This is a genomic window from Enterobacter sp. TCD1-1 (assembly GCF_020567405.1).
In the GTDB taxonomy this organism is placed as follows: Bacteria; Pseudomonadota; Gammaproteobacteria; order Enterobacterales; family Enterobacteriaceae; genus Enterobacter; species Enterobacter quasiroggenkampii.
The window spans coordinates 1-22,510 of record NZ_JAJCXF010000007.1; the positions used below are offsets into that span (position 1 = coordinate 1).

Consider the following 22,510-nt stretch of genomic DNA (forward strand, 5'->3'; position numbering starts at 1 on the left):
GCCCGGACTCGGAATCGAACCAAGGACACGGGGATTTTCAATCCCCTGCTCTACCGACTGAGCTATCCGGGCAACGGAGCGCATTAAACCGCAATCGCGCCTTATCGTCAACATTATTTCGGGAAAAGCTGTTCAATTGCTTAACTTTGCGGCAATCTGATGGTTTACGCGTCGAATAGGGCAAATTTAACAGGCTCGCTTACGTCAATGCCCCACCCATACGGCACTGAGCAAAGCGCAGAATATCTTCCGCCAGTCGGTGCGCCGTATCCACGTCGGCCTGGCTACGGTTCACCAGCATGCGGCTCAGGCAGCCCTCCAGCACCAGCTCCATCTGTTTCGCCACCATTGCCGGGTCATCCACTTCAAGACGGGTCAGCAGATCGTGAGTGAAATCATGCGCTGCCCGTTTTTGCAGATCCGCCAACTGGTGGACAGGATGGTCGGGATCGGGATAGAACGTACAGGCCGCAATAAACAGGCAGCCCGGATAGCGGTTGTTGCTGACACATTCCGTCAGGGCGGTATAGCGCGCCAGCAGCTTTTGTTCCGCAGTCAGCTCTTCATTCAGCATCAGCTGCCTGCGCCAGATATCAACCTGCTGGCTGAGATAGCGTAGAGCATCATAAACGAGCGCCTCTTTATCCGGCCAGAAGCGCTTAAGATCATCCAGGGGGTAATCGATACGGTCGGCTACCATCTCAAGCGTGGTGCTGGCGATCCCATAAATCTCAAGTAATTGCAGGGCTTGTCCCAGTACGTCTTCGCGTTGCACGGTTGTCTCCTCCGCTATTCCCAACGGTGTGTTACGTTTACAGTGTTGTTTACGGTTGGCGATTGCGCAAATGCGCGCTGAATGCCGCGGCATCCATAAAGCCGGTTACACGCTGTTCTGGCTGCTCCTGCCCCTGTTGATTGAAGAACAGGATGGTTGGCAGCCCGAGCACGCTAAGCTGCTTCAGCAGAGCCTTATCCTGCGCATTATTGGCGGTTACGTTCGCCTGGAGAAGAACAGTCTCTTTCAGGGCGTTTTGTACCTGAGGATCGCTAAAGGTGTATTTTTCAAACTCTTTGCAGGCGACGCACCAGTCGGCATAGAGATCGAGCATCACCGGCTTGCCTTTTGCCTGTGCGAGCGCGCTGTTGAGCTCATCAACGTTCTTAATCTGGATGAAGTTCAGATGCGCCTGCGTCTGGCCGACCGGCGAGCCGAACGCCCAGTCCTGAAGAGGACGCACGCTCACCAGCGCGGCGGCGAGCAGGAGGATTTGCACCAGGCGCATCCACGCTTTTTTCGCCCCCAGACTGACGATAAACGCCCAGGAGAAGAACGCTACACCGAGCATCGCCCACAGGCGAGAGCCCCATACGTCACCCGTAATGCGTTCCAGCAGGAACACCGGCAGCGCCAGAATCACAAAACCAAACGCGGTTTTCACCGTCTCCATCCACGGGCCGCTCTTCGGCAGAAGTCGATTGCCGAAAACCGTAACCAGAATCAGCGGCAGGCCCATGCCCAGCGCGTAAAGGTACAGCGTACCGCCGCCAAGCCACAGATTGCCGCTCTGGGCAATATAGAGCAGGATGGCGCTCAGCGGTGCGGTGGTGCAAGGGGAGCAAATCAGTCCGGCGATGGCCCCCATCATAAACACGCCGCCTGCCGAACCACCCTGCTGGCGATTACTCATCAGCGTTAAGCGGGTTTGCAGAGCTGACGGTAACTGCAGCGTGAACAGGCCAAACATCGACAGTGCCAGCAGGATAAATATCGCCGACAGGCCAATCAGCACATAAGGGTGCTGAAGTGCGGCCTGGAACTGCAACCCGGCAGCGGCGACCACAAGGCCGAGTGCCGTGTAGGTCAGCGCCATACCCTGCACGTAAATAAAGGCCAGCAGCAGCGCGCGGGCGGTGGAAAGGCGCTGTTTGCCGCCCAGCACAATCCCAGAGATGAGTGGATACATCGGCAGCACGCACGGCGTAAAGGCAATGCCGATACCGATCAGCAAGGCCCACAGCGCGGAGAACGGAAGGTCAGCGGGAGCTTCACGCTTCTCGCCCGAAGGAAGAGGGGGAACCGTGGCAGAGGCTTTCACCTCACTAAGCGGAACCACCTTTGTTTCAGGCGGATAGCAGAATCCGGCATCCGCGCACCCCTGATAGGTCACCGTCAGGGTCGCACCTTTATCCGCCTGATTCACCGTAACAGGCACGCTCAGGTGCTGGCGATAGATTTCGCTTTTGCCGTAAAACTCATCTTCATGCCACTCGCCAGAGGGCATCTGTAAAGCGCCCACGCTGGCCTGAGCAGGCGTAATGCTGACCTGCTTGCGATAGAGGTAATAGCCCTCTTTCACCTGCCAGTTAAGCGTAAGGTCATGCTGGTTTTGCTGAAAATCGAAAACAAACGCCCGATCGGCAGGAATGAAGTTCGAACGGCCGGGCGCGTCAAACAACCCGGCAAATACTGATGTGCTGCACAGCAGCAGGATCAGCGTAAGGAAGCGTTGAGCCATGAGAGATAGTCGTTATCGCCATGAACCACTGGCAGGACCAGCAGCTCCGGGGTTTGGTAAGGATGATGAGATTTGAGGCAGTCCAGGAGTGCCTGCTGATTCGCCAGATTGGTTTTGAGCAACATCTGGACTTCGTACTCTTGCTCCAGCTTACCTTCCCAGTAGTAAAGAGAGGTCGCGCCGGGGAGGAGCGTGACGCAGGCTGCCAGTTTTTCGGCCAGCACTTTGGCGGCGAGATCCTGGGCAGAGGCTTCATCAGGGGCGGTACACAGTACGACAACGGCATCAGGCGTGTTCACAAGTCGACCTCCTCATCACGAAAGGTTTCACTATATCACGCAAGGCGGTTGGTCATTAATGAAACGGGCCGCAGAGCGGCCCGATTTTAACTATTTTTACAACCGGGAACGGTTTACAGCACCACGCCACCGATGATAAAGCCGAGGATCACGCAGAGTGAAATGGCGACCACGCCCGGGATCAGGAACGCATGGTTAAACACATACTTACCAATACGGGTTGAGCCGGTGTCGTCCATCTCAACGGCCGCCAGCAAGGTTGGGTAGGTAGGCAGCACGAACAGGGCAGAAACAGCAGCAAACGAGGCGATAGCGGTTAACGGGGTGACGCCCAGCATCAGAGCCGCAGGCATCAGCGCTTTGGTGGTCGCTGCCTGAGAGTAAAGCAGGGTAGCCGCAAAGAACAGCACGACCGCCAGCAGCCATGGGTAGTTATGCAGCAGGTCGCCTGCTACGGTCTGAATGTCGCTAATGTGCGCTTTCACGAAGGTATCACCGAGCCACGCCACGCCCAGCACGCACACGCAGGCGCTCATACCGGATTTGAAAGTGCTGGCGTTCAGCACTTCGCTGGTATCAATTTTACAGGTGATGCTAATCAGCGTTGCGATGGTCAGCATGAACACCACAATCGCTTCGTTACGCGGCAGGACCAGGTTCTGGATCAGGCCCACGGTATCGCTGATGGCGGTCGCATAGAACATGACGGCGACGATACCAATCAGGAACAGCAGCACGGAGCGTTTCGCATGTGGCTTCAGTTCGAAGACCTGGCTGCCGCGCAGGCTCACTTCACCTTTTGCCAGACGCTCCTGATAAACCGGATCGTCTTTCAGTTCAGCGCCGAGGAAGTTGCACAGCACAGCGGTAATCATCACCGCAATCAGCGTCACCGGGATACAGATCGCCAGCAGCGTCAGGTAGCTCACGCCCATCGGCTCCAGGATACCGGCGAAGAAGACCACCGCCGCGGAAATCGGCGAGGCGGTAATGGCGATCTGGGACGCGACGACGGCAATAGAGAGCGGACGCGACGGACGGATACCCTGTTCTTTCGCCACTTCGGTAATCACCGGTAACGTGGAGAAAGCGGTGTGGCCAGTACCGGCGAGAATGGTCATAAACCAGGTCACCAGCGGAGCAAGGAAGGTAATGTATTTAGGGTGGCGGCGTAGCATGCGCTCCGCCAGGCTTACCAGGTAGTCCATACCGCCTGCCACCTGCATGGCGGCAATAGCGGCAATAACAGCCATGATGATTTCGATAACATCGAACGGGATAGCGCCGGGTTTAATCTGAAAGATAAGGGTAAGAACGAGCACTCCAAGACCGCCGGCAAAACCGATGCCGATACCCCCGAGTCGTGCTCCCAAATAAATCGCCAACAAGACGATGACGAGTTCTGCTCCAAACATAAGGACCTGCCTTGCTTATTAACAAGTTGATATTGAATTGTTGTATTTTGGTAACGCCTAAAAAGAAAAAAGGCACGTCACAAGTGACGTGCCTTAAGAAGCCTAGCCTGAACGGTTACTGTTCGCTTTCATCGGTATATCGTTTCGCTTTATATGCCGGGTGCATCAGGTTTTGGGCCGAGAAGATATCGTCCAGCTCGGCTTCGGTCAACAGCCCGCGCTCCAGCACTACTTCACGCACGCTCTTACCGGTTTCGGCACAAATCTTACCGACGATGTCGCCGTTGTGGTGGCCGATGAACGGGTTGAGGTAGGTGACGATCCCGATGGAGTTATAGACATAACCTTCACAGACTTCTTTATTCGCCGTGATGCCGTTAATGCATTTTTCCAGCAGGTTGTAGCAGGCATTGGTCAGAATGTGGATAGATTCAAACATCGCCTGGCCAATTACCGGCTCCATCACGTTCAGCTGCAGCTGACCCGCTTCAGAGGCCATGGTTACGGTCGTATCGTTACCGATGACTTTAAAGCAAACCTGATTCACTACTTCTGGCACGACCGGGTTCACTTTGGCCGGCATGATGGATGAACCCGCCTGCAGTTCTGGCAGGTTGATTTCATTCAGGCCAGCGCGCGGACCGGAAGAGAGCAGGCGCAGGTCATTACAGATTTTGGACAGTTTCACCGCCAGACGTTTCAGCGCGCTGTGTACCATGACGTAGGCGCCGCAGTCGGAGGTCGCTTCAATCAGGTCTTCTGCAGGCACAACCGGCAGGTTGGACACTTCAGCCAGCTTCTGTACCGCCAGTTGCTGATAGCCATCCGGGGTGTTCAGACGCGTACCGATAGCGGTGGCGCCCAGGTTCACTTCCAGCAGCAGCTCGGAGGTACGCAGCAGGTTTTTGGTCTCTTCGTTCAGCAGTACGTTAAACGCGTGGAATTCCTGACCGAGGGTCATCGGCACCGCATCCTGCAGCTGGGTACGACCCATTTTCAGAATGTCCTGGAACTCAACCGCTTTACGCTGGAAGCCATCGCCCAGCTGGTTGATCGCATCCACCAGTTTCACCACGGAGGCATACACCGCAATACGGAAGCCGGTTGGGTAGGCGTCGTTGGTGGACTGGCATTTGTTGACGTGGTCGTTCGGGTTCAGGTACTGGTATTCACCTTTCTGGTGACCCATCAGCTCCAGGCCAATGTTTGCCAGTACTTCGTTGGTATTCATGTTGACGGAGGTGCCCGCGCCGCCCTGATAGACGTCAACCGGGAACTGATCCATGCATTTGCCGTTGTTCAGCACTTCATCGCAGGCCGCGATAATCGCATTTGCCGCGCTTTTAGGAATGGTTTGCAGCTCTTTGTTGGCCAGGGCTGCGGCTTTCTTCACCATCACCATGCCACGAACAAACTCAGGGATGTCACTGATTTTGCTGTTGCTGATGTAGAAGTTTTCAATCGCTCTCAGAGTGTGGACACCGTAGTAGGCATCCGCTGGAACTTCCCTGGTACCCAACAAGTCTTCTTCGATACGAATGTTGTTTAACATGTGAACCTTCTTTTCAAGCTGCCGATGGATTGTACTAAACACACAGTATTTATGTGGTTTTGAATATTTTCTGGCCGACGATTATTCCCTCAATCAGCCAGATGCTCGAGATCATATGCTGATGATAGCGAATTGCCGTAAGCTGGATCACTTATTATCGAGCCGATTCCATGATAATTATTAATCTGTGAAATGGGTCACCGCTTTAATATTTCCAAAAAAAATATCCGTGCAAACTGATTGAATTTTCGCTAACCGTCACCATCTCATACAAACGCGCGTCGCGAACACATTCAGACAGGGGCCCCGATGGCCTCTGCCACACAGGAGATGCCAGTGCGCTGGATACCGTTTATTGCTTTCTTTCTCTATGTTTACATTGAGATTTCCATTTTCATCCAGGTTGCCCATGTGCTGGGCGTCCTGCTGACATTGATTCTGGTGATTTTCACCTCCGTCATCGGTATGTCGCTGGTGCGTAATCAGGGTTTCAAAAATTTCCTGATAATGCAGCAGAAGATGGCCGCAGGCGAAAGCCCGGCGGAAGAGATGATCAAAAGCGTGTCGTTGATTATTGCGGGGCTGCTGCTGATTCTGCCAGGGTTCTTCACCGACTTCCTCGGTCTTCTGCTGCTTCTGCCGCCGGTGCAAAAGCACCTGACCATGAAGCTGCTGCCGCATCTGCGCTTTAGCCGTATGCCCGGCGGTGGGTTCAGCACCGGGCCAGGCGACACGTTTGAAGGGGAATATCAGCGTAAGGATGAACAGCACGACCGTCTGGACCACAAAGACGATCGGTGATTTTGTTGCCCGGTGGCGCTTCGCTTACCGGGCCTACTAAAGCGCCAGCCACAACACCGCCAGCATGACGATGGCATACACGCTCTTCCATCCCACCATCGCCAGCAGCAGCAGGCACAGCAGCCCCCCAACAACCGCCAGTGCTTTATAACGGCCTTTCAGCAAACGGCAGCCCGCCAGCATACACAGCAGGTAGATCATAATAAAAATGCCGTTGGCGTAGACGAGCAGCGTATCCAGATTGATCTTCAGGGCGTAAATACACAGCGTACTCAGCACGCAGCAGCACAGTACAGCATTCAGAGCATTCAGCGGCAGCTGGCGTTTAGACAGGCGCGCGAGGCGGTTATCAGGTTTATCCAGCGCCTGCGACCACACCAGACGGGCAAAGCTCTGGATATAAATGTTGAGGCTGGCAAAACAGGCCAGATAGCCTATGACGCAGGCAATCCACAGCGCTTTCACACCAAACAGTTCAACCACGATACCCGGCAGCGATGCCGCGGCGGCGAGATCCGCGCCGAACGCGTGGAAGTGCAACACCAGCACGGTACACGCCCAGTAGACCGTACCCGCCAGCAGCAGGCCGATCATCAGCGCGCGGGGGAAATCACGTTCAGGCTGCTTAAATTCCGACGCCAGATGGGCAAAGGCTTCCAGACCGACAAAACACCAGAACATGACGGAGAGCGCGGCAAAAAGCTGCACGTGGTCGATATCTGTTACCGCCGGGAAGGGAATTTCCTTTACGGTGATATCGCCCGCCCACCAGATAGCGGCCACAAGCGCGACAATCAGCACTGCAACCAGCGTCTGCAGGTTGGCGCTGGAGCTGGCGCCGCGTGAGCCCACCCACCAGACGATAGCCAGCGTCCCCAGCTCGGCCAGCAACAGCTGCTCGTGATGCCAGCCAAACAGCGCCTGCCCAAAACCTGTCGCAATATGCAGCGCCGCCGGGAGGCCAACCGGAATGACGGAGAGAAACAGCCAGCCGGTCACTCGCTCCAGCCGTGCGCCAAAGGCCAGGCCGACAAAGTGCGCCACGCCGCCCGCGCTGGGGAAATGCCGCCCCAGGATGGCAAACACAATGGCTATCGGGAAAACCAGTACAATCAACACCGGCCACGCCCACAGGCTGTTATTTCCTGCCACCAGCGCCGCCAGTGCGGGTACGGCAAACACGCCCGTACCTAACAAGGAGGTTGAGAGCAGGCCAACGCCCTGCGCCAGCCCCAACTCCTGCTTGAGTCCACTCATTGACATCGCCCTGCCAATACCAAAAGAGAGGCGATGGTAACACTTTCGCAAATTTTTTTTTCAACTCCCCCTTGAAGGGGTAAAAAGCTATCCCCATCTCTCAGGGCACTAGTCGGAAAACCGCATGCGGGCCGGCGTCATCCATAACTGATAATGACTTTCTCAAAGGAGAGCTATCAATGAGTATTCGTCCGTTACATGATCGTGTGATCGTCAAACGTAAAGAAGTTGAAACCAAGTCTGCTGGCGGCATCGTTCTGACCGGTTCTGCAGCAGCCAAATCAACGCGTGGCGAAATCATCGCTGTCGGTAAGGGCCGCATCCTGGAAAACGGAACTGTGCAGCCGCTGGACGTTAAAGTTGGTGACATCGTAATTTTCAACGATGGCTACGGCGTGAAATCCGAGAAGATCGACAATGAAGAAGTGTTGATCATGTCCGAGAGCGACATTCTGGCAATTGTTGAAGCGTAATTTACGCACGAGAATTTGAGGAAATAAGAACATGGCAGCTAAAGACGTAAAATTCGGTAACGACGCTCGTGTAAAAATGCTCCGCGGCGTAAACGTACTGGCAGATGCAGTTAAAGTGACCCTGGGCCCGAAAGGCCGTAACGTAGTGCTGGATAAATCCTTCGGCGCGCCAACCATCACCAAAGATGGTGTTTCTGTAGCACGTGAAATCGAGCTGGAAGACAAGTTCGAAAACATGGGCGCGCAGATGGTGAAAGAAGTTGCCTCTAAAGCGAACGACGCTGCAGGCGACGGTACCACCACCGCGACCGTTCTGGCGCAGGCGATCATCACCGAAGGTCTGAAAGCCGTTGCGGCGGGCATGAACCCAATGGATCTGAAACGTGGTATCGACAAAGCTGTCGCTTCCGCTGTTGAAGAACTGAAAGCGCTGTCCGTACCGTGCTCTGACTCTAAAGCCATTGCTCAGGTAGGTACTATCTCCGCTAACTCCGACGAAACCGTGGGTAAACTGATCGCGGAAGCGATGGATAAAGTCGGTAAAGAAGGCGTGATCACCGTTGAAGACGGTACCGGTCTGGAAGACGAACTGGACGTGGTTGAAGGTATGCAGTTCGACCGCGGTTACCTGTCCCCATACTTCATCAACAAGCCAGAGACTGGCGCTGTTGAGCTGGAAAGCCCGTTCATCCTGCTGGCTGACAAGAAAATCTCCAACATCCGCGAAATGCTGCCAGTGCTGGAAGCCGTTGCGAAAGCAGGCAAACCGCTGGTTATCATTGCTGAAGACGTTGAAGGCGAAGCGCTGGCGACCCTGGTGGTTAACACCATGCGCGGCATTGTGAAAGTGGCTGCGGTTAAAGCACCTGGATTCGGCGATCGTCGTAAAGCGATGCTGCAGGATATCGCTACCCTGACCGGCGGTACCGTCATCTCCGAAGAGATCGGTATGGAGCTGGAAAAAGCGACCCTGGAAGACCTGGGTCAGGCAAAACGCGTTGTGATCAACAAAGACACCACCACCATCATCGATGGCGTGGGTGAAGAAGCCGCTATTCAGGGCCGCGTAGGTCAGATCCGTAAGCAGATCGAAGAAGCGACTTCCGATTACGACCGTGAAAAACTGCAGGAGCGCGTAGCGAAACTGGCAGGCGGCGTTGCGGTAATCAAAGTCGGTGCTGCGACCGAAGTTGAAATGAAAGAGAAAAAAGCTCGCGTTGACGATGCCCTGCACGCGACCCGTGCTGCGGTAGAAGAAGGCGTGGTTGCGGGTGGTGGCGTTGCGCTGGTGCGCGTTGCCGCTAAACTGGCTGGCCTGACTGCTCAGAACGAAGACCAGAACGTGGGTATCAAAGTTGCGCTGCGCGCAATGGAAGCCCCTCTGCGTCAGATCGTGTCTAACGCCGGTGAAGAGCCATCTGTGGTGGCGAACAAGGTTAAAGCGGGCGAAGGTAACTACGGTTACAACGCTGCAACCGAAGAATACGGCAACATGATCGACTTCGGTATCCTGGACCCAACTAAAGTGACCCGTTCTGCTCTGCAGTACGCGGCCTCTGTTGCTGGTCTGATGATCACCACCGAGTGCATGGTGACCGACCTGCCAAAAGGCGATGCGCCTGACTTAGGTGCTGCTGGTATGGGTGGCATGGGCGGAATGGGCGGCATGATGTAATCATGTTGTTCTGAACCTCTCAGAACGAACCCCGGGCAGAAATGCCCGGGGTTTTTTATTGCGTGCTATTCGAAAGTCCCTTTGACGCACACGGCACCTTCACGCACCATCTGGCGGCCTTTGGCCCAGACGTCGCGGATCTGCAGGTCATCCGTCAGCACCAGGAAATCGGCATCGCATCCGGGCGCGATCCTGCCCTTATGTTCCAGACCGAGAAACGCCGCCACGTTTTGCGTAAACGGAAGAAGCGCCTCTTCCAGCGGCAACTGATGTCGGTTGACCAGCTGTTGCAGGGTTTCGAGCAGGGATTCGAACCCCGCTACGCCTATACCCACCAGATTGCCGCTCTCATCAAATTTCGGCTGGCTGCCGTTACCGTCAGAACTGAGCGTAAGCCGGTTAAACGGCACCTGAGCCTCGCGGGCCATCACGATGGCGCTGGCGGCGTCAATCGGTTCGCTGATGCTGGTCGTGATGTCGATAAAGCCGCCTTCGCGGGCATAGTTCAGCGCGGCATGGAACAGCGCCCGGGCGCGGTTAACGTGGGTTGGCAGCAGTTTTACGCGGGGAACGTCGGCGTTATGCAGGATGCTTAATAGCGGCTCCAGCAGCTTTGGGCTGTTGCCGAGGTGAAACACGGATATGCCCGCTTTGGCACCCAACAGCCCACCTACGCGAGACTGGGCAGCCATACTGGCGAGCTGGTGGTCTGCTGGCGCGGAAGAACGGTGGTCAGAGATTGCGCATTTCACGCCGATAATTTTGTCTATCAGCGCCACGTCTTTTTCGACACTGCCGGTGATTGTCGGTGAAGGCAGCCCGTACGCGCCCGTCAGCATCCATGCGCTGATCCCTTCATGTTCGAGCGCCCGCGTTTTTGCCAGCAGCGATTCAGGATGGCGGGTTACGCCGTCGGTGCCGAGCAGGCCCACAACGGAGGTGATGCCTGCGGCCACGAGTGCAGACAGGCGAACCTCTGGCGTACGGGTGTGAGGGCCTGCCTCACCACCGCCCCCGATCAAATGCACATGTTGGTCGATAAACCCCGGGCAAACCACCGCCCCGGCGAGATCGGTTTCCGGGCAGTCTGGCCTCGTTGTTCCCTGGCTCGCTTTTTCGATCGCCACGATTTTCCCCGCAGCGATCAACAGATCGCAACGTCCTTTATCCTCCGGAGCGAAGAGATGCGCGTTGCGGAAAAGGTGGGGGGTCAGCACTGAAAAATCCATTTTTATCTCCTCAGAAGAGTAGCTGCATCACCCACATTGAGAGCAGGGCATTAATGACGCAAAGAGTAATAATATGCGGATAATATTTTGGGTTCACCCCGGCGGTCCCCAGGCAGCGACCGGTGTTTTGCACCGGATTGCCCATCAGATAGATGGCGGGTAGCAGGATGGTAGCATCGTGGCCGTTGAGCGTGCCGGCGGCGACCAGGCTGGCGCAGACGCCCACGCCGCCCCCCATACTCATCACCGAGGCCAGAAGAACCGTTGCCGCCGCGCCCGGAAGGCCCCACAGCGCCATAATCGGCTCACATATTTTACCGACAATATCCAGCAGGCCGGTGACCTTGAGCGCCTGAATGATGACAAACGCCATGACGACGTTCGGCAACAGGCTGGTGGTGGCGATGGTAAAGCCGCGACGGGCGCCATCAATAAACATATCCATGATATTTTTACGCGGCTGGGCGATCATGTTCTTCCTCCTGAAGACGATTTTCCATGTGGGCGATCCACAGGCGCAGGACGTTCGCGCCAACAAACTTAAACACCAGAATGACGGCCAGCGGCGTAATCACCGGGACGGTAATGAAGGTGAAGAGCGCGGCACCGGAAGAAAAATAGTTGGTAATGATGGCGCTACCGCTGGTCTGGAAGGTGGCGAAAATAGCGCGCTCCTGGTCCGTAATCGCGCCTTCATCGGTTAACTCTTTGGTCATCCCTGCCGCCGCATCGGTGTTTTGCAGGTTGGCAATCAGCGCCAGGGAGCAAACGCCTGGCACACCAAGCAGCGGACGTAAAACAGGCGTCATAAGCTGCTGCGCGGCACGCAGCCCGCCCAGACCTTCGGTGACGGCAATAATACCGAGCGATAAGATGACCGAGGGAGCCAGCTCAAGGGCAAACAGGAAACCGTCTTTCGCCCCCGTTCCGCCCGTTCCGCGAAACGTCAGGGCGCCGTTAACCGGGCCAAAGCTGCCGTTTAAGACGGTAAAGTCCAGCACGCGCCACCAGTCGGTGCTTTTTGCGAAAAAACCGGAGAAAAAAACGATGGTCAGCACAAACGCCAGATAGCCCACCCACGTCACTCTTTCCTCTCCTGAGGATGATGCACTCATGTAACCTCCTTTTCGTTGCGTACAAAAGTTGTACGTCGCATCACTAAAAACGATCGGAGAAGAAAACACGATATCCCAAAGGCCAATATCAGAATTCATTTAGGATATCAGGGACGGGATGACTGGAATCAGGCCCGCAGAATTGCTCAACGTTTTTCTTTTGGTCATCTTTTAGGTATAAGATTTACACACGGACAACTACTGTCCAGCTTATTGAAAACGAGGAATAACATGCGCGTAAAAGTCTGTGCAGGGATTGTAGGGGCAGCACTGCTGCTGGCGGGGTGTAGCTCCAGCAATGAGCTGTCGGCAGCGGGCCAGGGCGTTCGCTTTGTGGAAGATAAGCCTGGCACTGAATGCCAGCTGTTAGGCACGGCAACCGGTGAGCAAAGTAACTGGATGTCAGGGCAGCATGGCGAAGAAGGTGGCTCAATGCGCGGTGCGGCGAATGCCCTGCGCAATCAGGCTGCGGCAATGGGTGGCAACGTGATTTACGGCGTAAGCAGCCCAACGCAGAGTATGCTGTCCAGCTTCGTGCCGACCGCCAGCCAGATGACGGGCCAGGTCTATAAGTGCCCGAACTGATGTAATGTGCTGATGGCGCTGCGCCCGGCCCTGTAGGGCAGGTAAGCGTAGCGCCACCTGCCTTTTTAGTGCTGCCGCAACTGCAAATCCAGCGGCGTCTTGCTCGGCTCTCCGCCAATCTCACGTGCCAGCTTCGGCACCATATAGCCTGAAACCAGCGTTAACAGTTCGCGCATGATCTGCCGTGCTTCTTCATCCGTCACCATGAAATGCGCCGCGCCCTGTACGCGATCCAGCACGTGCAGGTAATACGGCATCACGCCCGCATCAAACAGGGCATTGCTCAGATCGGCCAGCACGCGGGCGCTGTCATTCACGCCGCGCAGCAGCACGCTCTGATTCAGCAGCGTCACGCCCGCTTTACGCAGTCGCGCCATCGCCGCGCAAAACGCATCGTCAATTTCGTTCGCGTGGTTAATATGATTCACCAGCAGCACCTGCAGGCGGGACTGCTCCAGTCGTAACACCAGGCCGTCGGTGATCCGTGCCGGAATGACAATCGGTAAGCGGCTGTGAATGCGCAGGCGCTTAATGTGCGGGATGGCTTCAAGCTGAGTCAGCAGCCAGTCCAGCTCATGATCTTTCGCCATCAGCGGATCGCCGCCGGAAAAAATAATCTCATCCAGCTCCGGATGGGCGGCAATATAGTCCAGCGCGACCTGCCAGTTGCGTTTATTGCCCTGATTTTCGGCGTACGGGAAATGCCGGCGGAAGCAATAACGACAATTTACCGCACATCCGCCTTTGACCAGCAGCAGGGCGCGGTTGAGATACTTATGCAGTAAACCCGGCACCACGCTGTTCTGCTCTTCCAGCGGATCGGTGCTGTATCCCGGCGCAGTAATGAATTCATCCTGCGAAGTAAGCGTTTGTTTTAATAGCGGATCGTCGGGGTTGCCTTTCTCCATCCGTGCCACAAACGCACGGGGTACGCGCAGGGCGAAAAGGCGCTTTGCCTCGCGGCCTGCAAGCAACTCTGGGTGCTGATCGAGGTCTAAAAGACGCAGCAATTCATCAGGACTGGTGATTACATCGGCAAGTTGCGATAACCAATCTTCTCTGGACGGGGTGTTTAGGGTTACAATATGCGCCATTTTGTGGCTTAGCTACCAGTTAACAAATTTAGAGGGCCTTATGGCAACGTACTATAGCAACGATTTTCGTGCTGGTCTTAAAATCATGATGGACGGCGAACCGTACGCGGTTGAAGCCAGCGAATTCGTTAAACCAGGTAAAGGCCAGGCATTCGCACGCGTTAAGCTGCGCCGTCTGCTGACCGGTACCCGTGTTGAGAAAACCTTCAAGTCTACTGACTCTGCTGAAGGCGCTGATGTTGTTGATATGAACCTGACCTATCTGTACAACGATGGCGAGTTCTGGCATTTCATGAACAACTCCACTTTCGAACAGCTCTCTGCTGATGAGAAAGCGGTAGGTGACAGCGCTAAATGGCTGCTGGATCAGGCTGAGTGCATCGTGACCCTGTGGAACGGCCAGCCTATCGCGGTGACCCCACCAAACTTCGTAGAACTGGAAATCGTTGAAACCGATCCAGGTCTGAAGGGTGATACCGCAGGTACCGGCGGTAAGCCAGCCAAACTGTCTACCGGCGCAGTGGTGAAAGTGCCACTGTTCGTACAGACTGGCGAAGTGATCAAAGTGGATACTCGCTCCGGCGAATACGTGTCCCGCGTGAAGTAATTTACGTATGACTGAAGGCGCAGCGCCCGCTGCGCCTGATTTTTGCAGGCAGGGATGATGAAACGTACCGTTAAAATTCTGCTTCTGTTAGCGCTCTCCAGTGCATTACTTTCCGGCTGTAACACCACGCGTGGAATGGGACAAGATATCCAGGATCTGGGTCATATCATTTCTCACGCCGCCAGCTAAGTTCGTCTAATTTTCCTAAAAATGTGTCCTTTTCCGTCAACCGGCGGGATTTTGTCTATCCTTAAGTTGCTATACACAAAACAACTTTGGCTATAAAAGGAAGATATTATGGTTAAGAAGACAATTGCAGCGATCTTTTCAGTCCTGGTACTTTCTTCAGTGTTAACGGCCTGTAATACCACGCGTGGCGTCGGTCAGGATATTTCTGAAGGTGGTAGCGCAATCTCTGGTGCGGCAACAAAAGCTCAGCAGTAACGAATAAACGGTACGGGACCAGTCGGGTTTCGTACCGTCAGCTTTCTGATTCCTGCAGGGATAAGAACGGAGAAAAACGCGTATCCATATGTAATTTCATGCGGATATTGCGTTTATAGGTATAAACCGTTTTTCCATTGATACTCAGGTGAGCGGCAATTTTTTGATTGCTCGCGCCGTCCATCCACAATGTCAGCACCTTCTCTTCCTGGCGGGTCAGCAAGGGGGCCGCCGCCGTTGGTCTGTCAGCGCCTGCGCGCGAGCGTAATGCGTCGTTGATAACCGTCGCCACTTCTTTGAGACTGGCGTTTTTCAACAGTGACGACCACACCGGGAACTTCCCAAGCCATTCGGTCATGCCGCTGTCCTCTCCCGACTGCAGTAAAATAAACGGTAATCGTTCACTGGCGTTAAGCAGAGAAGAGAGCTGCTGAAAATGGTGAATATCCTGCCTGAAGCCGTACAGGTCAGCGATGACCAGCGCAGGTTTCCATTGCAGAATGTGTTCTCTGGCAAGAAACAGATTATTCAGCCCGGTCACAACGTAGTGTCCCGGGAACAAACCGGAATGATTGAGCCATGCTTCAAACCCCGCGCGGGTGAAGTGACAACGGTCAATCAAAAGAATTTTGAACATATTTTATTCGCAGTCGGCTAGTGGTTTGGCTTCCTGCCATCAGAAAGCACATCATCATAGAGAAGTCGGATGAGTGCTAAAAGCCGGAACTCCGCGCCATACTGCGGCTATTTCTTGCCTTAACGTGTTCAGCAAAAAATGATTGAAAAAAAATAGCACGCTAACCACAATAGGGGGCGTAATCTCTGCCTTACGGGACGACCCGTAAGCGTTTCTTTCACCGGGGACGGCCCCAACTTGCATTAAGTTAAGGAGCCTGACATGTCCTGGATCATTCTTTTTATTGCTGGCCTGCTCGAAGTGGTATGGGCGATTGGTCTCAAGTACACCCACGGGTTTACCCGCCTGACGCCCAGCGTCATTACCGTTACCGCCATGATCGTCAGTATCGTTCTGTTATCCTGGGCGATGCGCTCTCTGCCTGTGGGAACGGCTTATGCCGTCTGGACGGGTATTGGCGCGGTGGGGGCTGCCATCACCGGCATTCTGCTGCTGGGCGAGTCAGCGAGTCTGGCGCGTATCGCCAGCCTCGCGTTGATTGTGGCCGGAATCGTTGGGCTTAAGCTCAGCACCCACTAATGGGGCTGTTTTACCCAGATAAGTTTTGACACATCAAACCCTTGCCGGGTCGCGACGTCCAGCATCTGCTGCTTCATTTCGGGTGAAAGAGTTGGCGTGCGGGAGAGTATCCACAGGTAGTCGCGATCCGGCCCGCAGACCAGCGCGTGACGGTACTCTCTGTCGAGCGCGATCACGTTATAGCCGCCATAAAACGGGCCAAAGAAAGAGACTTTGAGCGCGGCTCGCCGCGGGTCACCAGTGAAGTACGCTTTCCCAACCGACTGCTGCCACATCTCACGATCGGGATTATAGCCCCGGTTGATCACCTGAATACCGCCATCATCCATCGGACTGTAATTCGCAGTGACCTTCTCTAAGCCCTGCTCAAACCGATGGTCGAGGCGCGCGATTTCATACCATGTTCCAAGGAAGCGTTGTGCATCAAAAGGCGTGACGACGGTAACGCCAGGCGGTGGGGTAGGAGAACTGCAGGCAACCACTAAAAACGCGGCTGTCACCGCGGCGATAACAGGCAGAATGCGCATAGGAGTTTCCTTACTGTTTTTTGTTAAGTGTAGATGACAGCAGGAAAAATGCGGAAGAGTGTGCGGGGTATTTCGCCGCACACCGTGGATTTTATAGGCCGGGTAAGGCGAAGCTGCCACCCGGCAATGTTTTACTGCAGCGCGTCGAGGATACGGTATGCCGCCTCAACGCGTGCCGGGTTCGGATAGCTTTTATTCGCCAGCATCACAATGCCGAGCTGCTTTTCAGGAATAAATGCCACGTAGCTGCCAAATCCGCCGGTAGAGCCCGTTTTATGGACCCAGGAGGCCTTAACCGGTGGTGCCGGTGGATTCACTTCTCTTGCAGGCAACGGCGCCAGCGCCACCTTATTGTCGCTGCCCCCGACCACCGTTTGGGCGTCGACCGGCCAGTTCAGCATTTCCCAGCCCAATCCTTGATACATGGCTCCCACGCGCCAGTAGCGAGACTGTGCCAGGGCAATACCGTGCTTAAGTGGGGAATCCTGAAGGGAGTCCGGCATCATGTTGACCATCACCCAGCTTGCCATATCCTGCACGTTGGTTTTTACGCCATAGGCTTCCGCGTCTAGCATCCCTGGCGAAACGTGGACCGCTTTACCGTCACGGTATCCCCAGGCGTAATGCGCCTCTTCCGCTTTCGGGACGTTAATCCAGGTATGGTCCAGCTTGAGCGGCTTAAAGACCCGCGTCGTCATGGCCTGCTCATAGCTCATGCCGGAGGGTTTGACCGCCAGCGCGCCAAAAAGACCGATGCTGGTGTTAGCGTAAAGACGCGTGGTGCCCGGCTTCCACTTTGGCTGCCAGTTTTGATAAAAGCGCAGCAGGGAGGCGGTATCCGTGACCTCATCCGGCACCTGCAACGGCAGACCGCCTGCGGTGTAGGTTGCCAGATCCAGCATGCGAATGCCCTGCCACTGCTTGCCCGTGAGCTCAGGCCAGTATTTGGTCACCGGATCGCCCAGCGTTATTTCACCGCGCGCAATCGCGTCACCACCCAATACGCCGGTGAAGGTTTTACTTATCGAACCCAGCTCGAACAAGGTTTGCGGGGTGACGGGTTTGTTCGCTGCAACATCAGCTTTACCGAAGGTAAAGTAGTGCGGCTGACCCTGATAAATCACCGCCACCGCCATACCCGGAATGGCCTGCGCGTTCATCAGCGGCGTAACGGTGCGTTCCACCACCTCAGCCAGCTGTTTTTCGGACATCGGTGCGGCGAATGCAGCGCTGGCAACGCTGAGCAGCAGGGCACAGCTTAGGGTTTTTTTCATCATTAGTTATCTTCCGTAATAGCAGTTCAAGGGAGTGTCCGGGCCCGTCAGACCGCTGTAGTCTGTGAGATTTGACTGTGGCTGACAAACGGTTAAATTTAGCATTAGCTGTTAATTTTTCTAACGGACGAGACCATGACGCGCAGCTATCTTCCTCTTAATTCCCTGCGGGCGTTTGAAGCCGCCGCCAGGCACCTCAGTTTTACGCATGCTGCTATCGAGCTGAATGTTACCCATTCCGCGATTAGCCAGCACGTAAAGGCGCTGGAGCAGCACCTTAATTGCCAGCTGTTCGTCCGCGTTTCCCGTGGGCTGATGTTGACCACGGAAGGCGAGAATTTGCTGCCGGTACTGAATGACTCGTTCGACCGAATTGCCGGAATGCTGGATCGCTTTGCCAGCCAGCGCGCTCAGGAGAAGCTGAAAATTGGCGTGGTGGGTACCTTTGCTACGGGGATGTTATTCTCGCAGCTCGCTGACTTTCGTCGCTGCTATCCGCATATCGATCTTCAGCTGTCGACGCACAACAATCGCGTCGATCCGGCAGCCGAGGGGCTTGATTACGCCATTCGCTATGGCGGAGGGGCGTGGCACGGCACGGAAGCGACATTTCTCTGTTCTGCGCCGCTGGCACCGCTTTGCACCCCTGATATCGCTGCCGCGTTGCATACTCCTGCCGATATCCTGAAGTTTACCCTGCTGCGTTCTTACCGGCGCGACGAGTGGACCGCCTGGATGCAGGCCGCGGGAGAACATCCGCCTTCACCGACGCACCGGGTGATGGTGTTTGATTCGTCCGTGACCATGCTGGAAGCTGCGCAGGCAGGTGCGGGCATAGCGATTGCCCCTGTCGATATGTTTACCCACCTGCTGAACAGTGAGCGCATTGTGCAACCCTTTGCGACGCAGATTGACCTTGGCAGCTACTGGCTCACGAGGCTACAGTCACGCGCAGAAACGCCCGCAATGAGTGAGTTTGCGCAGTGGCTGGTGGGGAAGATGCAGAAATAAAAGGCCCGCCGGATGGCGGGCCAGAGGCGTCAGAGGGTGACCACCGCAATCAGCGTCACCACGGTCAGGATGGTCGCCAGACCGTAGAATACCCATTTCCCGCTCGGTACATGGATTTTCAGGTCATGCATCGCATGGTGAATACGGTGCAGGCCACACCATAGCGGCAGGACGATCATCAGGAAGATGAACACGCGGCCGATAAAGCTGCTCGCGAACGCCAGTACGCGCTCGTAGCTCAGCGCATCGCCCGGGAACAGCCCCAGCGGCAGCATAATGCCGACCAGCAGAATGATGACGGGGGCAATGATGGCACTCCACATGCCGCCTGCGCCAAAGAGGCCCCAGAAGACCGGCTCGTCAGAACGTTTTGGATTTGGATTGATCACAATAGTCTCCTTACCAGAACAGTGCGACAAACAGAATGACCACGGTGACCAGAATCGTCACCGCCCAGAGCCCCTTAATCACCGGCTCTGGCCCCATTTTCTCGCCTTTTACAATGATGTTCGCCGCTTTTGGCGCCAGTTCAAACCAGGTTTTGGTATGCAGCAGCGCGGCCGCGAGCACGATCAGGTTCAGAATGACTATGATCGGGTTTTGCAGGAAACCGACGAAGCTGGCCCAGGTTTCCGGGCCATGCTTGAGGGCAAAAACGCCGTACATCAGCTCAAGGCTGAACCAGACCGCCGGTACCGCCGTGCCTTCACGCAGCATGTAGAAGCGATAAAACGGCAGGTTTTTCCACCAGGTGGACGGCACAGGCCGCACATAGGCTTTGCGTTTAGTCGTCATCATGCACTCCTTAGCGTGGTTTCAGGGTAGCGATAAGAAAGTCTTTCGAACTTTCCACTTTACCCTGCTGAATAGCGGCGGCCGGGTCGACGTGCTTCGGACAGACTTCGGAGCAATAACCCACAAAGGTACAGGTCCAGACGCCGTTCTGGCTGTTAAGCTGCGCCATACGTTCTTTTTTACCGTGGTCGCGGCTGTCTTCGTTATAGCGGTGCGCCAGGGTAATGGCGGCCGGGCCGATGAACTCGGGGTTCAGGCCAAACTGTGGACAGGCAGCGTAGCAAAGACCGCAGTTGATGCAGCCGGAGAACTGATGGTATTTCGCCATCTGAGCCGGGGTCTGGGTGTTTGGCCCCTGATCCGGCGTGCGCGGGTTGCCGATGATGTAGGGCTTAATGGCTTCCAGGCTTTCGATAAAGTGGGTCATATCGACCACCAGATCGCGTTCAATCGGGAAGTTGCCCAGGGCTTCGACCTTGATGCCTTTGGTATAGTCACGCAGGAAGGTCTTACAGGCCAGCTTCGGCACCTTGTTGACCATCATGCCGCAGGAGCCGCAGATCGCCATACGGCAGGACCAGCGGTAGCTCAGGTCTGGCGCCAGGTTGTCTTTGATATAGCCGAGCGCGTCCAGCAGGGAGGTTTGCTCGTCGTAAGGGACTTCATAGAAAGCACTGTGCGGTGCGGCATCCACTTCCGGGTTGTAGCGCACCACTTCAACTTTGAGTGTTTGCATCTCAGCCATTCGCCTTCTCCTTCTTCTCGGCGGCTTCTGCTTCTGCACCGTACACGCGTTTAGCCGGTGGCAGCGTGGTGATTTTCACGTCGCTGTAGTCCAGACGTGTGGTGCCATCCGCATCGCGCCAGGCGAGCGTGTGTTTCAGGAAGTTGACGTCGTCACGCTCGGTACAGCCTTCATCAAGACGCTGATGCGCCCCACGCGACTCTTTACGCGCCAGCGCAGAGTGCGCCATACATTCCGCCACGTTCAGGCCGTGGCCCAGTTCGATGGTATAGAGCAGGTCGGTGTTGAAAACGCTGGAGGTATCGGTGATGCGCACGCGCTTGAAGCGCTCCTGCAGTTCCGCCAGCTTGTCGACGGTTTTTTGCATCAGCTCAGGGGTACGGTAGATACCGCAGCCTTCTTCCATCGACAGGCCCATCTCGTCGCGGATCTTAGACCAGTTCTCGTTACCTTCCTGGTTCACCAGATCTTTCAGGCGTTTTTCAACGTCGGCGACCTGCGCATCCAGCGCGGCACCGTTGGCTTCGCCTGCGGTTGCCGCCCGCTCCATCGCGCGCTCGCCCGCCATGCGGCCAAAGACCACCAGCTCGGCCAGCGAGTTTGAGCCGAGACGGTTGGCGCCGTGCAGGCCCACGGAGGAACATTCACCGACGGCGAACAGACCCTTAATACGGGTTTCACACTGCTGATCGGTTTCGATCCCGCCCATGGTGTAGTGCGCCGTTGGGCGTACCGGAATCGGCTCTTTCACCGGATCGACGCCGACGTAGGCTTTCGCCAGCTCGCAGATGAACGGCAGACGTTCCAGCAGTTTTTTCTCGCCCAGATGACGCAGGTCGAGATAGACCACATCGCCGCGCGGCGTGGAGATGGTGTTGCCTTTGCGCCACTCGTGCCAGAAAGCCTGAGAGACTTTGTCACGCGGGCCGAGCTCCATGTACTTGTTCTTCGGCTCGCCGAGCGGGGTTTCCGGACCCATGCCGTAATCCTGCAGGTAGCGGTAGCCGTTTTTGTTGACCAGAATACCGCCTTCACCGCGGCAGCCTTCCGTCATCAGAATGCCGGAGCCTGGCAGACCGGTTGGGTGATACTGCACGAATTCCATATCGCGCAGCGGCACGCCGTGGCTGAGCGCCATACCCATACCGTCGCCGGTAACGATGCCGCCGTTGGTGTTATAACGATAAACGCGGCCCGCACCGCCCGTCGCCATCACCACCGCATTGGCGCGGATCTGGACGAGCGTGCCTTCCATCATATTCATCGCCACCAGGCCGCGCGCGTGTCCATCATCCACCAGAATGTCGAGGACGAAATGCTCATCGAAGCGCTGAATTTGTGGGAACTGAAGGGAGGTCTGGAACAGGGTGTGCAGCATGTGGAAGCCGGTCTTATCGGCAGCGAACCAGGTGCGTTCGATCTTCATGCCGCCGAAGCGGCGAACGTTGACGCTGCCGTCCGGACGGCGGCTCCACGGACATCCCCACTGTTCAAGCTGGGTCATCTCCGTTGGACAATGGTGCACAAAGTAGTCAACGACATCCTGTTCACAAAGCCAGTCGCCCCCTGCAACCGTGTCGTGGAAATGGTATTCAAAGCTGTCATGATCCTGCGCAACGGCGGCGGACCCTCCTTCTGCGGCCACCGTGTGGCTGCGCATTGGATAGACTTTTGAAATCAATGCGATTTTAGCGTTGGGATTAGCTTGCGCTGCAGCAATCGCAGCACGTAATCCAGCCCCGCCAGCGCCTATTACGGCAAGATCGGCCTGAAAAGTTTGCACGACATTCCTCCAGATTTTTGTTATTTCGCAACGCGACAAACTAAAGGTAGTTCACCCGTCCAAAAGGACGATTGCGAAAGCGTTTCCACTGCTCCTT

The 22,510-nt window shown here is 55.7% G+C and carries 26 protein-coding genes and 1 tRNA gene; 9 read left to right on the plus strand and 18 right to left on the minus strand.

Going from position 1 to position 22,510, the window contains the following annotated elements; translation table 11 throughout:
* The 6 genes from LJA86_RS19700 to aspA form a co-directional block, all read right to left on the minus strand.
* A tRNA-Phe gene (locus LJA86_RS19700) sits at positions 1-72 on the minus strand.
* A 127-nt stretch (positions 73-199) separates the two neighbouring features.
* Entirely contained in the window at positions 200-775 is a 576-nt protein-coding gene (locus LJA86_RS19705; RefSeq protein ID WP_229226615.1) for a transcriptional regulator, read from the minus strand.
* Between the two features lie 49 nt (positions 776-824).
* A complete protein-coding gene (locus tag LJA86_RS19710) occupies positions 825-2,516 on the minus strand; it encodes a protein-disulfide reductase DsbD (RefSeq protein WP_229226616.1) in 1,692 nt (563 codons plus the stop codon).
* On the minus strand, positions 2,492-2,815 hold the full coding sequence (cutA, locus tag LJA86_RS19715) for a divalent cation tolerance protein CutA (protein WP_014168278.1): 324 nt from the start codon (positions 2,813-2,815) through the stop codon (positions 2,492-2,494). The genes LJA86_RS19710 and cutA overlap by 25 nt, the downstream gene beginning before the upstream one ends.
* Positions 2,816-2,928: 113 nt before the next feature.
* A complete protein-coding gene (locus tag LJA86_RS19720; protein ID WP_229226617.1) occupies positions 2,929-4,230 on the minus strand; it encodes an anaerobic C4-dicarboxylate transporter in 1,302 nt (433 codons plus the stop codon).
* A 115-nt stretch (positions 4,231-4,345) separates the two neighbouring features.
* Positions 4,346-5,782, minus strand: coding sequence for an aspartate ammonia-lyase (aspA, locus tag LJA86_RS19725; RefSeq protein ID WP_003855923.1), 1,437 nt, complete (start codon positions 5,780-5,782; stop codon positions 4,346-4,348).
* A 336-nt stretch (positions 5,783-6,118) separates the two neighbouring features.
* Here aspA and LJA86_RS19730 point away from each other — a divergent pair, with 336 nt between their 5' ends.
* Positions 6,119-6,583 carry an FxsA family protein gene (locus LJA86_RS19730; protein ID WP_023616652.1) on the plus strand — a complete coding sequence of 155 codons (465 nt, stop codon included), beginning with the start codon at positions 6,119-6,121 and terminating at the stop codon, positions 6,581-6,583.
* Between the two features lie 36 nt (positions 6,584-6,619).
* On the opposite strand, the gene yjeH is transcribed toward LJA86_RS19730, so the two are convergent.
* On the minus strand, positions 6,620-7,840 hold the full coding sequence (gene yjeH / locus LJA86_RS19735) for an L-methionine/branched-chain amino acid transporter (protein ID WP_229226618.1): 1,221 nt from the start codon (positions 7,838-7,840) through the stop codon (positions 6,620-6,622).
* Positions 7,841-8,019: 179 nt separating this feature from the next.
* Between yjeH and LJA86_RS19740 the strand changes: the two genes are divergently transcribed.
* Positions 8,020-8,313, plus strand: coding sequence for a co-chaperone GroES (locus tag LJA86_RS19740; RefSeq protein WP_003855929.1), 294 nt, complete (start codon positions 8,020-8,022; stop codon positions 8,311-8,313).
* A gap of 31 nt (positions 8,314-8,344) precedes the next feature.
* Positions 8,345-9,988 (plus strand): chaperonin GroEL, encoded by a 1,644-nt coding sequence (groL, locus tag LJA86_RS19745; protein ID WP_008502946.1) that lies wholly within the window; start codon positions 8,345-8,347, stop codon positions 9,986-9,988.
* A 65-nt stretch (positions 9,989-10,053) separates the two neighbouring features.
* Here the strand turns inward: groL and iadA are convergent, their stop codons facing one another.
* The 3 genes from iadA to LJA86_RS19760 are packed head-to-tail and all read right to left on the minus strand — an operon-like array spanning position 10,054 to position 12,332.
* The gene (gene iadA / locus LJA86_RS19750; protein WP_229226619.1) at positions 10,054-11,217 is read right to left on the minus strand and encodes a beta-aspartyl-peptidase; all 1,164 of its coding nucleotides are present in this window, start codon (positions 11,215-11,217) and stop codon (positions 10,054-10,056) included.
* Positions 11,218-11,227: 10 nt separating this feature from the next.
* Positions 11,228-11,689, minus strand: coding sequence for a YjiG family protein (locus LJA86_RS19755; protein WP_023293466.1), 462 nt, complete (start codon positions 11,687-11,689; stop codon positions 11,228-11,230).
* Positions 11,670-12,332 carry a nucleoside recognition domain-containing protein gene (locus LJA86_RS19760; RefSeq protein WP_045909555.1) on the minus strand — a complete coding sequence of 221 codons (663 nt, stop codon included), beginning with the start codon at positions 12,330-12,332 and terminating at the stop codon, positions 11,670-11,672. Before LJA86_RS19760 ends, LJA86_RS19755 begins: the two co-directional genes overlap by 20 nt.
* Before the next feature lie 231 nt (positions 12,333-12,563).
* Between LJA86_RS19760 and LJA86_RS19765 the strand changes: the two genes are divergently transcribed.
* Positions 12,564-12,917 carry a DUF4156 domain-containing protein gene (locus tag LJA86_RS19765; protein ID WP_045909554.1) on the plus strand — a complete coding sequence of 118 codons (354 nt, stop codon included), beginning with the start codon at positions 12,564-12,566 and terminating at the stop codon, positions 12,915-12,917.
* Between the two features lie 65 nt (positions 12,918-12,982).
* Here the strand turns inward: LJA86_RS19765 and epmB are convergent, their stop codons facing one another.
* Positions 12,983-14,011, minus strand: coding sequence for an EF-P beta-lysylation protein EpmB (epmB, locus tag LJA86_RS19770; RefSeq protein WP_196347152.1), 1,029 nt, complete (start codon positions 14,009-14,011; stop codon positions 12,983-12,985).
* A gap of 40 nt (positions 14,012-14,051) precedes the next feature.
* On the opposite strand from epmB, the gene efp reads away from it, so the two are divergent.
* The 3 genes from efp (at position 14,052) to ecnB (ending at position 15,062) form a co-directional block, all read left to right on the plus strand.
* Complete coding sequence (gene efp, locus LJA86_RS19775; protein ID WP_008502940.1) at positions 14,052-14,618, plus strand: elongation factor P; 567 nt, start codon at positions 14,052-14,054, stop codon at positions 14,616-14,618.
* 57 nt (positions 14,619-14,675) lie between these two features.
* Complete coding sequence (locus tag LJA86_RS19780; protein ID WP_024907352.1) at positions 14,676-14,807, plus strand: entericidin A/B family lipoprotein; 132 nt, start codon at positions 14,676-14,678, stop codon at positions 14,805-14,807.
* Positions 14,808-14,915: 108 nt separating this feature from the next.
* On the plus strand, positions 14,916-15,062 hold the full coding sequence (gene ecnB, locus LJA86_RS19785) for a lipoprotein toxin entericidin B (RefSeq protein ID WP_003025482.1): 147 nt from the start codon (positions 14,916-14,918) through the stop codon (positions 15,060-15,062).
* Positions 15,063-15,099: 37 nt separating this feature from the next.
* On the opposite strand, the gene LJA86_RS19790 is transcribed toward ecnB, so the two are convergent.
* Positions 15,100-15,699: a response regulator transcription factor gene (locus LJA86_RS19790; protein WP_229226620.1), complete on the minus strand. Its 600-nt coding sequence runs from the start codon at positions 15,697-15,699 to the stop codon at positions 15,100-15,102.
* A 261-nt stretch (positions 15,700-15,960) separates the two neighbouring features.
* Between LJA86_RS19790 and sugE the strand changes: the two genes are divergently transcribed.
* Positions 15,961-16,278 (plus strand): quaternary ammonium compound efflux SMR transporter SugE, encoded by a 318-nt coding sequence (gene sugE, locus LJA86_RS19795; protein ID WP_008502938.1) that lies wholly within the window; start codon positions 15,961-15,963, stop codon positions 16,276-16,278.
* Here the strand turns inward: sugE and LJA86_RS19800 are convergent.
* Together LJA86_RS19800 and LJA86_RS19805 are read right to left on the minus strand one after the other, a co-directional pair.
* Positions 16,275-16,805, minus strand: coding sequence for a lipocalin family protein (locus tag LJA86_RS19800; protein WP_045909551.1), 531 nt, complete (start codon positions 16,803-16,805; stop codon positions 16,275-16,277). The genes sugE and LJA86_RS19800 overlap by 4 nt on opposite strands.
* A gap of 131 nt (positions 16,806-16,936) precedes the next feature.
* Positions 16,937-18,082, minus strand: a complete 1,146-nt coding sequence (locus tag LJA86_RS19805) for a cephalosporin-hydrolyzing class C beta-lactamase ACT-111 (protein ID WP_069720053.1) — start codon at positions 18,080-18,082, stop codon at positions 16,937-16,939.
* A gap of 132 nt (positions 18,083-18,214) precedes the next feature.
* Here LJA86_RS19805 and ampR point away from each other — a divergent pair, with 132 nt between their 5' ends.
* Positions 18,215-19,090: a LysR family transcriptional regulator AmpR gene (gene ampR / locus LJA86_RS19810; RefSeq protein WP_063622718.1), complete on the plus strand. Its 876-nt coding sequence runs from the start codon at positions 18,215-18,217 to the stop codon at positions 19,088-19,090.
* A 29-nt stretch (positions 19,091-19,119) separates the two neighbouring features.
* Here ampR and frdD read toward each other — a convergent pair whose 3' ends face one another.
* Genes frdD through frdA form a run of 4 tightly spaced genes read right to left on the minus strand, consistent with a single transcriptional unit; the run spans position 19,120 to position 22,413 of the window.
* Positions 19,120-19,479, minus strand: coding sequence for a fumarate reductase subunit FrdD (frdD, locus tag LJA86_RS19815; RefSeq protein ID WP_032662398.1), 360 nt, complete (start codon positions 19,477-19,479; stop codon positions 19,120-19,122).
* Between the two features lie 10 nt (positions 19,480-19,489).
* A complete protein-coding gene (gene frdC, locus LJA86_RS19820) occupies positions 19,490-19,885 on the minus strand; it encodes a fumarate reductase subunit FrdC (RefSeq protein ID WP_008502933.1) in 396 nt (131 codons plus the stop codon).
* A 10-nt stretch (positions 19,886-19,895) separates the two neighbouring features.
* Positions 19,896-20,630 (minus strand): succinate dehydrogenase/fumarate reductase iron-sulfur subunit, encoded by a 735-nt coding sequence (locus tag LJA86_RS19825; RefSeq protein ID WP_045909547.1) that lies wholly within the window; start codon positions 20,628-20,630, stop codon positions 19,896-19,898.
* On the minus strand, positions 20,623-22,413 hold the full coding sequence (gene frdA / locus LJA86_RS19830; RefSeq protein ID WP_045909546.1) for a fumarate reductase (quinol) flavoprotein subunit: 1,791 nt from the start codon (positions 22,411-22,413) through the stop codon (positions 20,623-20,625). Before frdA ends, LJA86_RS19825 begins: the two co-directional genes overlap by 8 nt.
* Between the last annotated feature and the right edge of the window lie 97 nt (positions 22,414-22,510).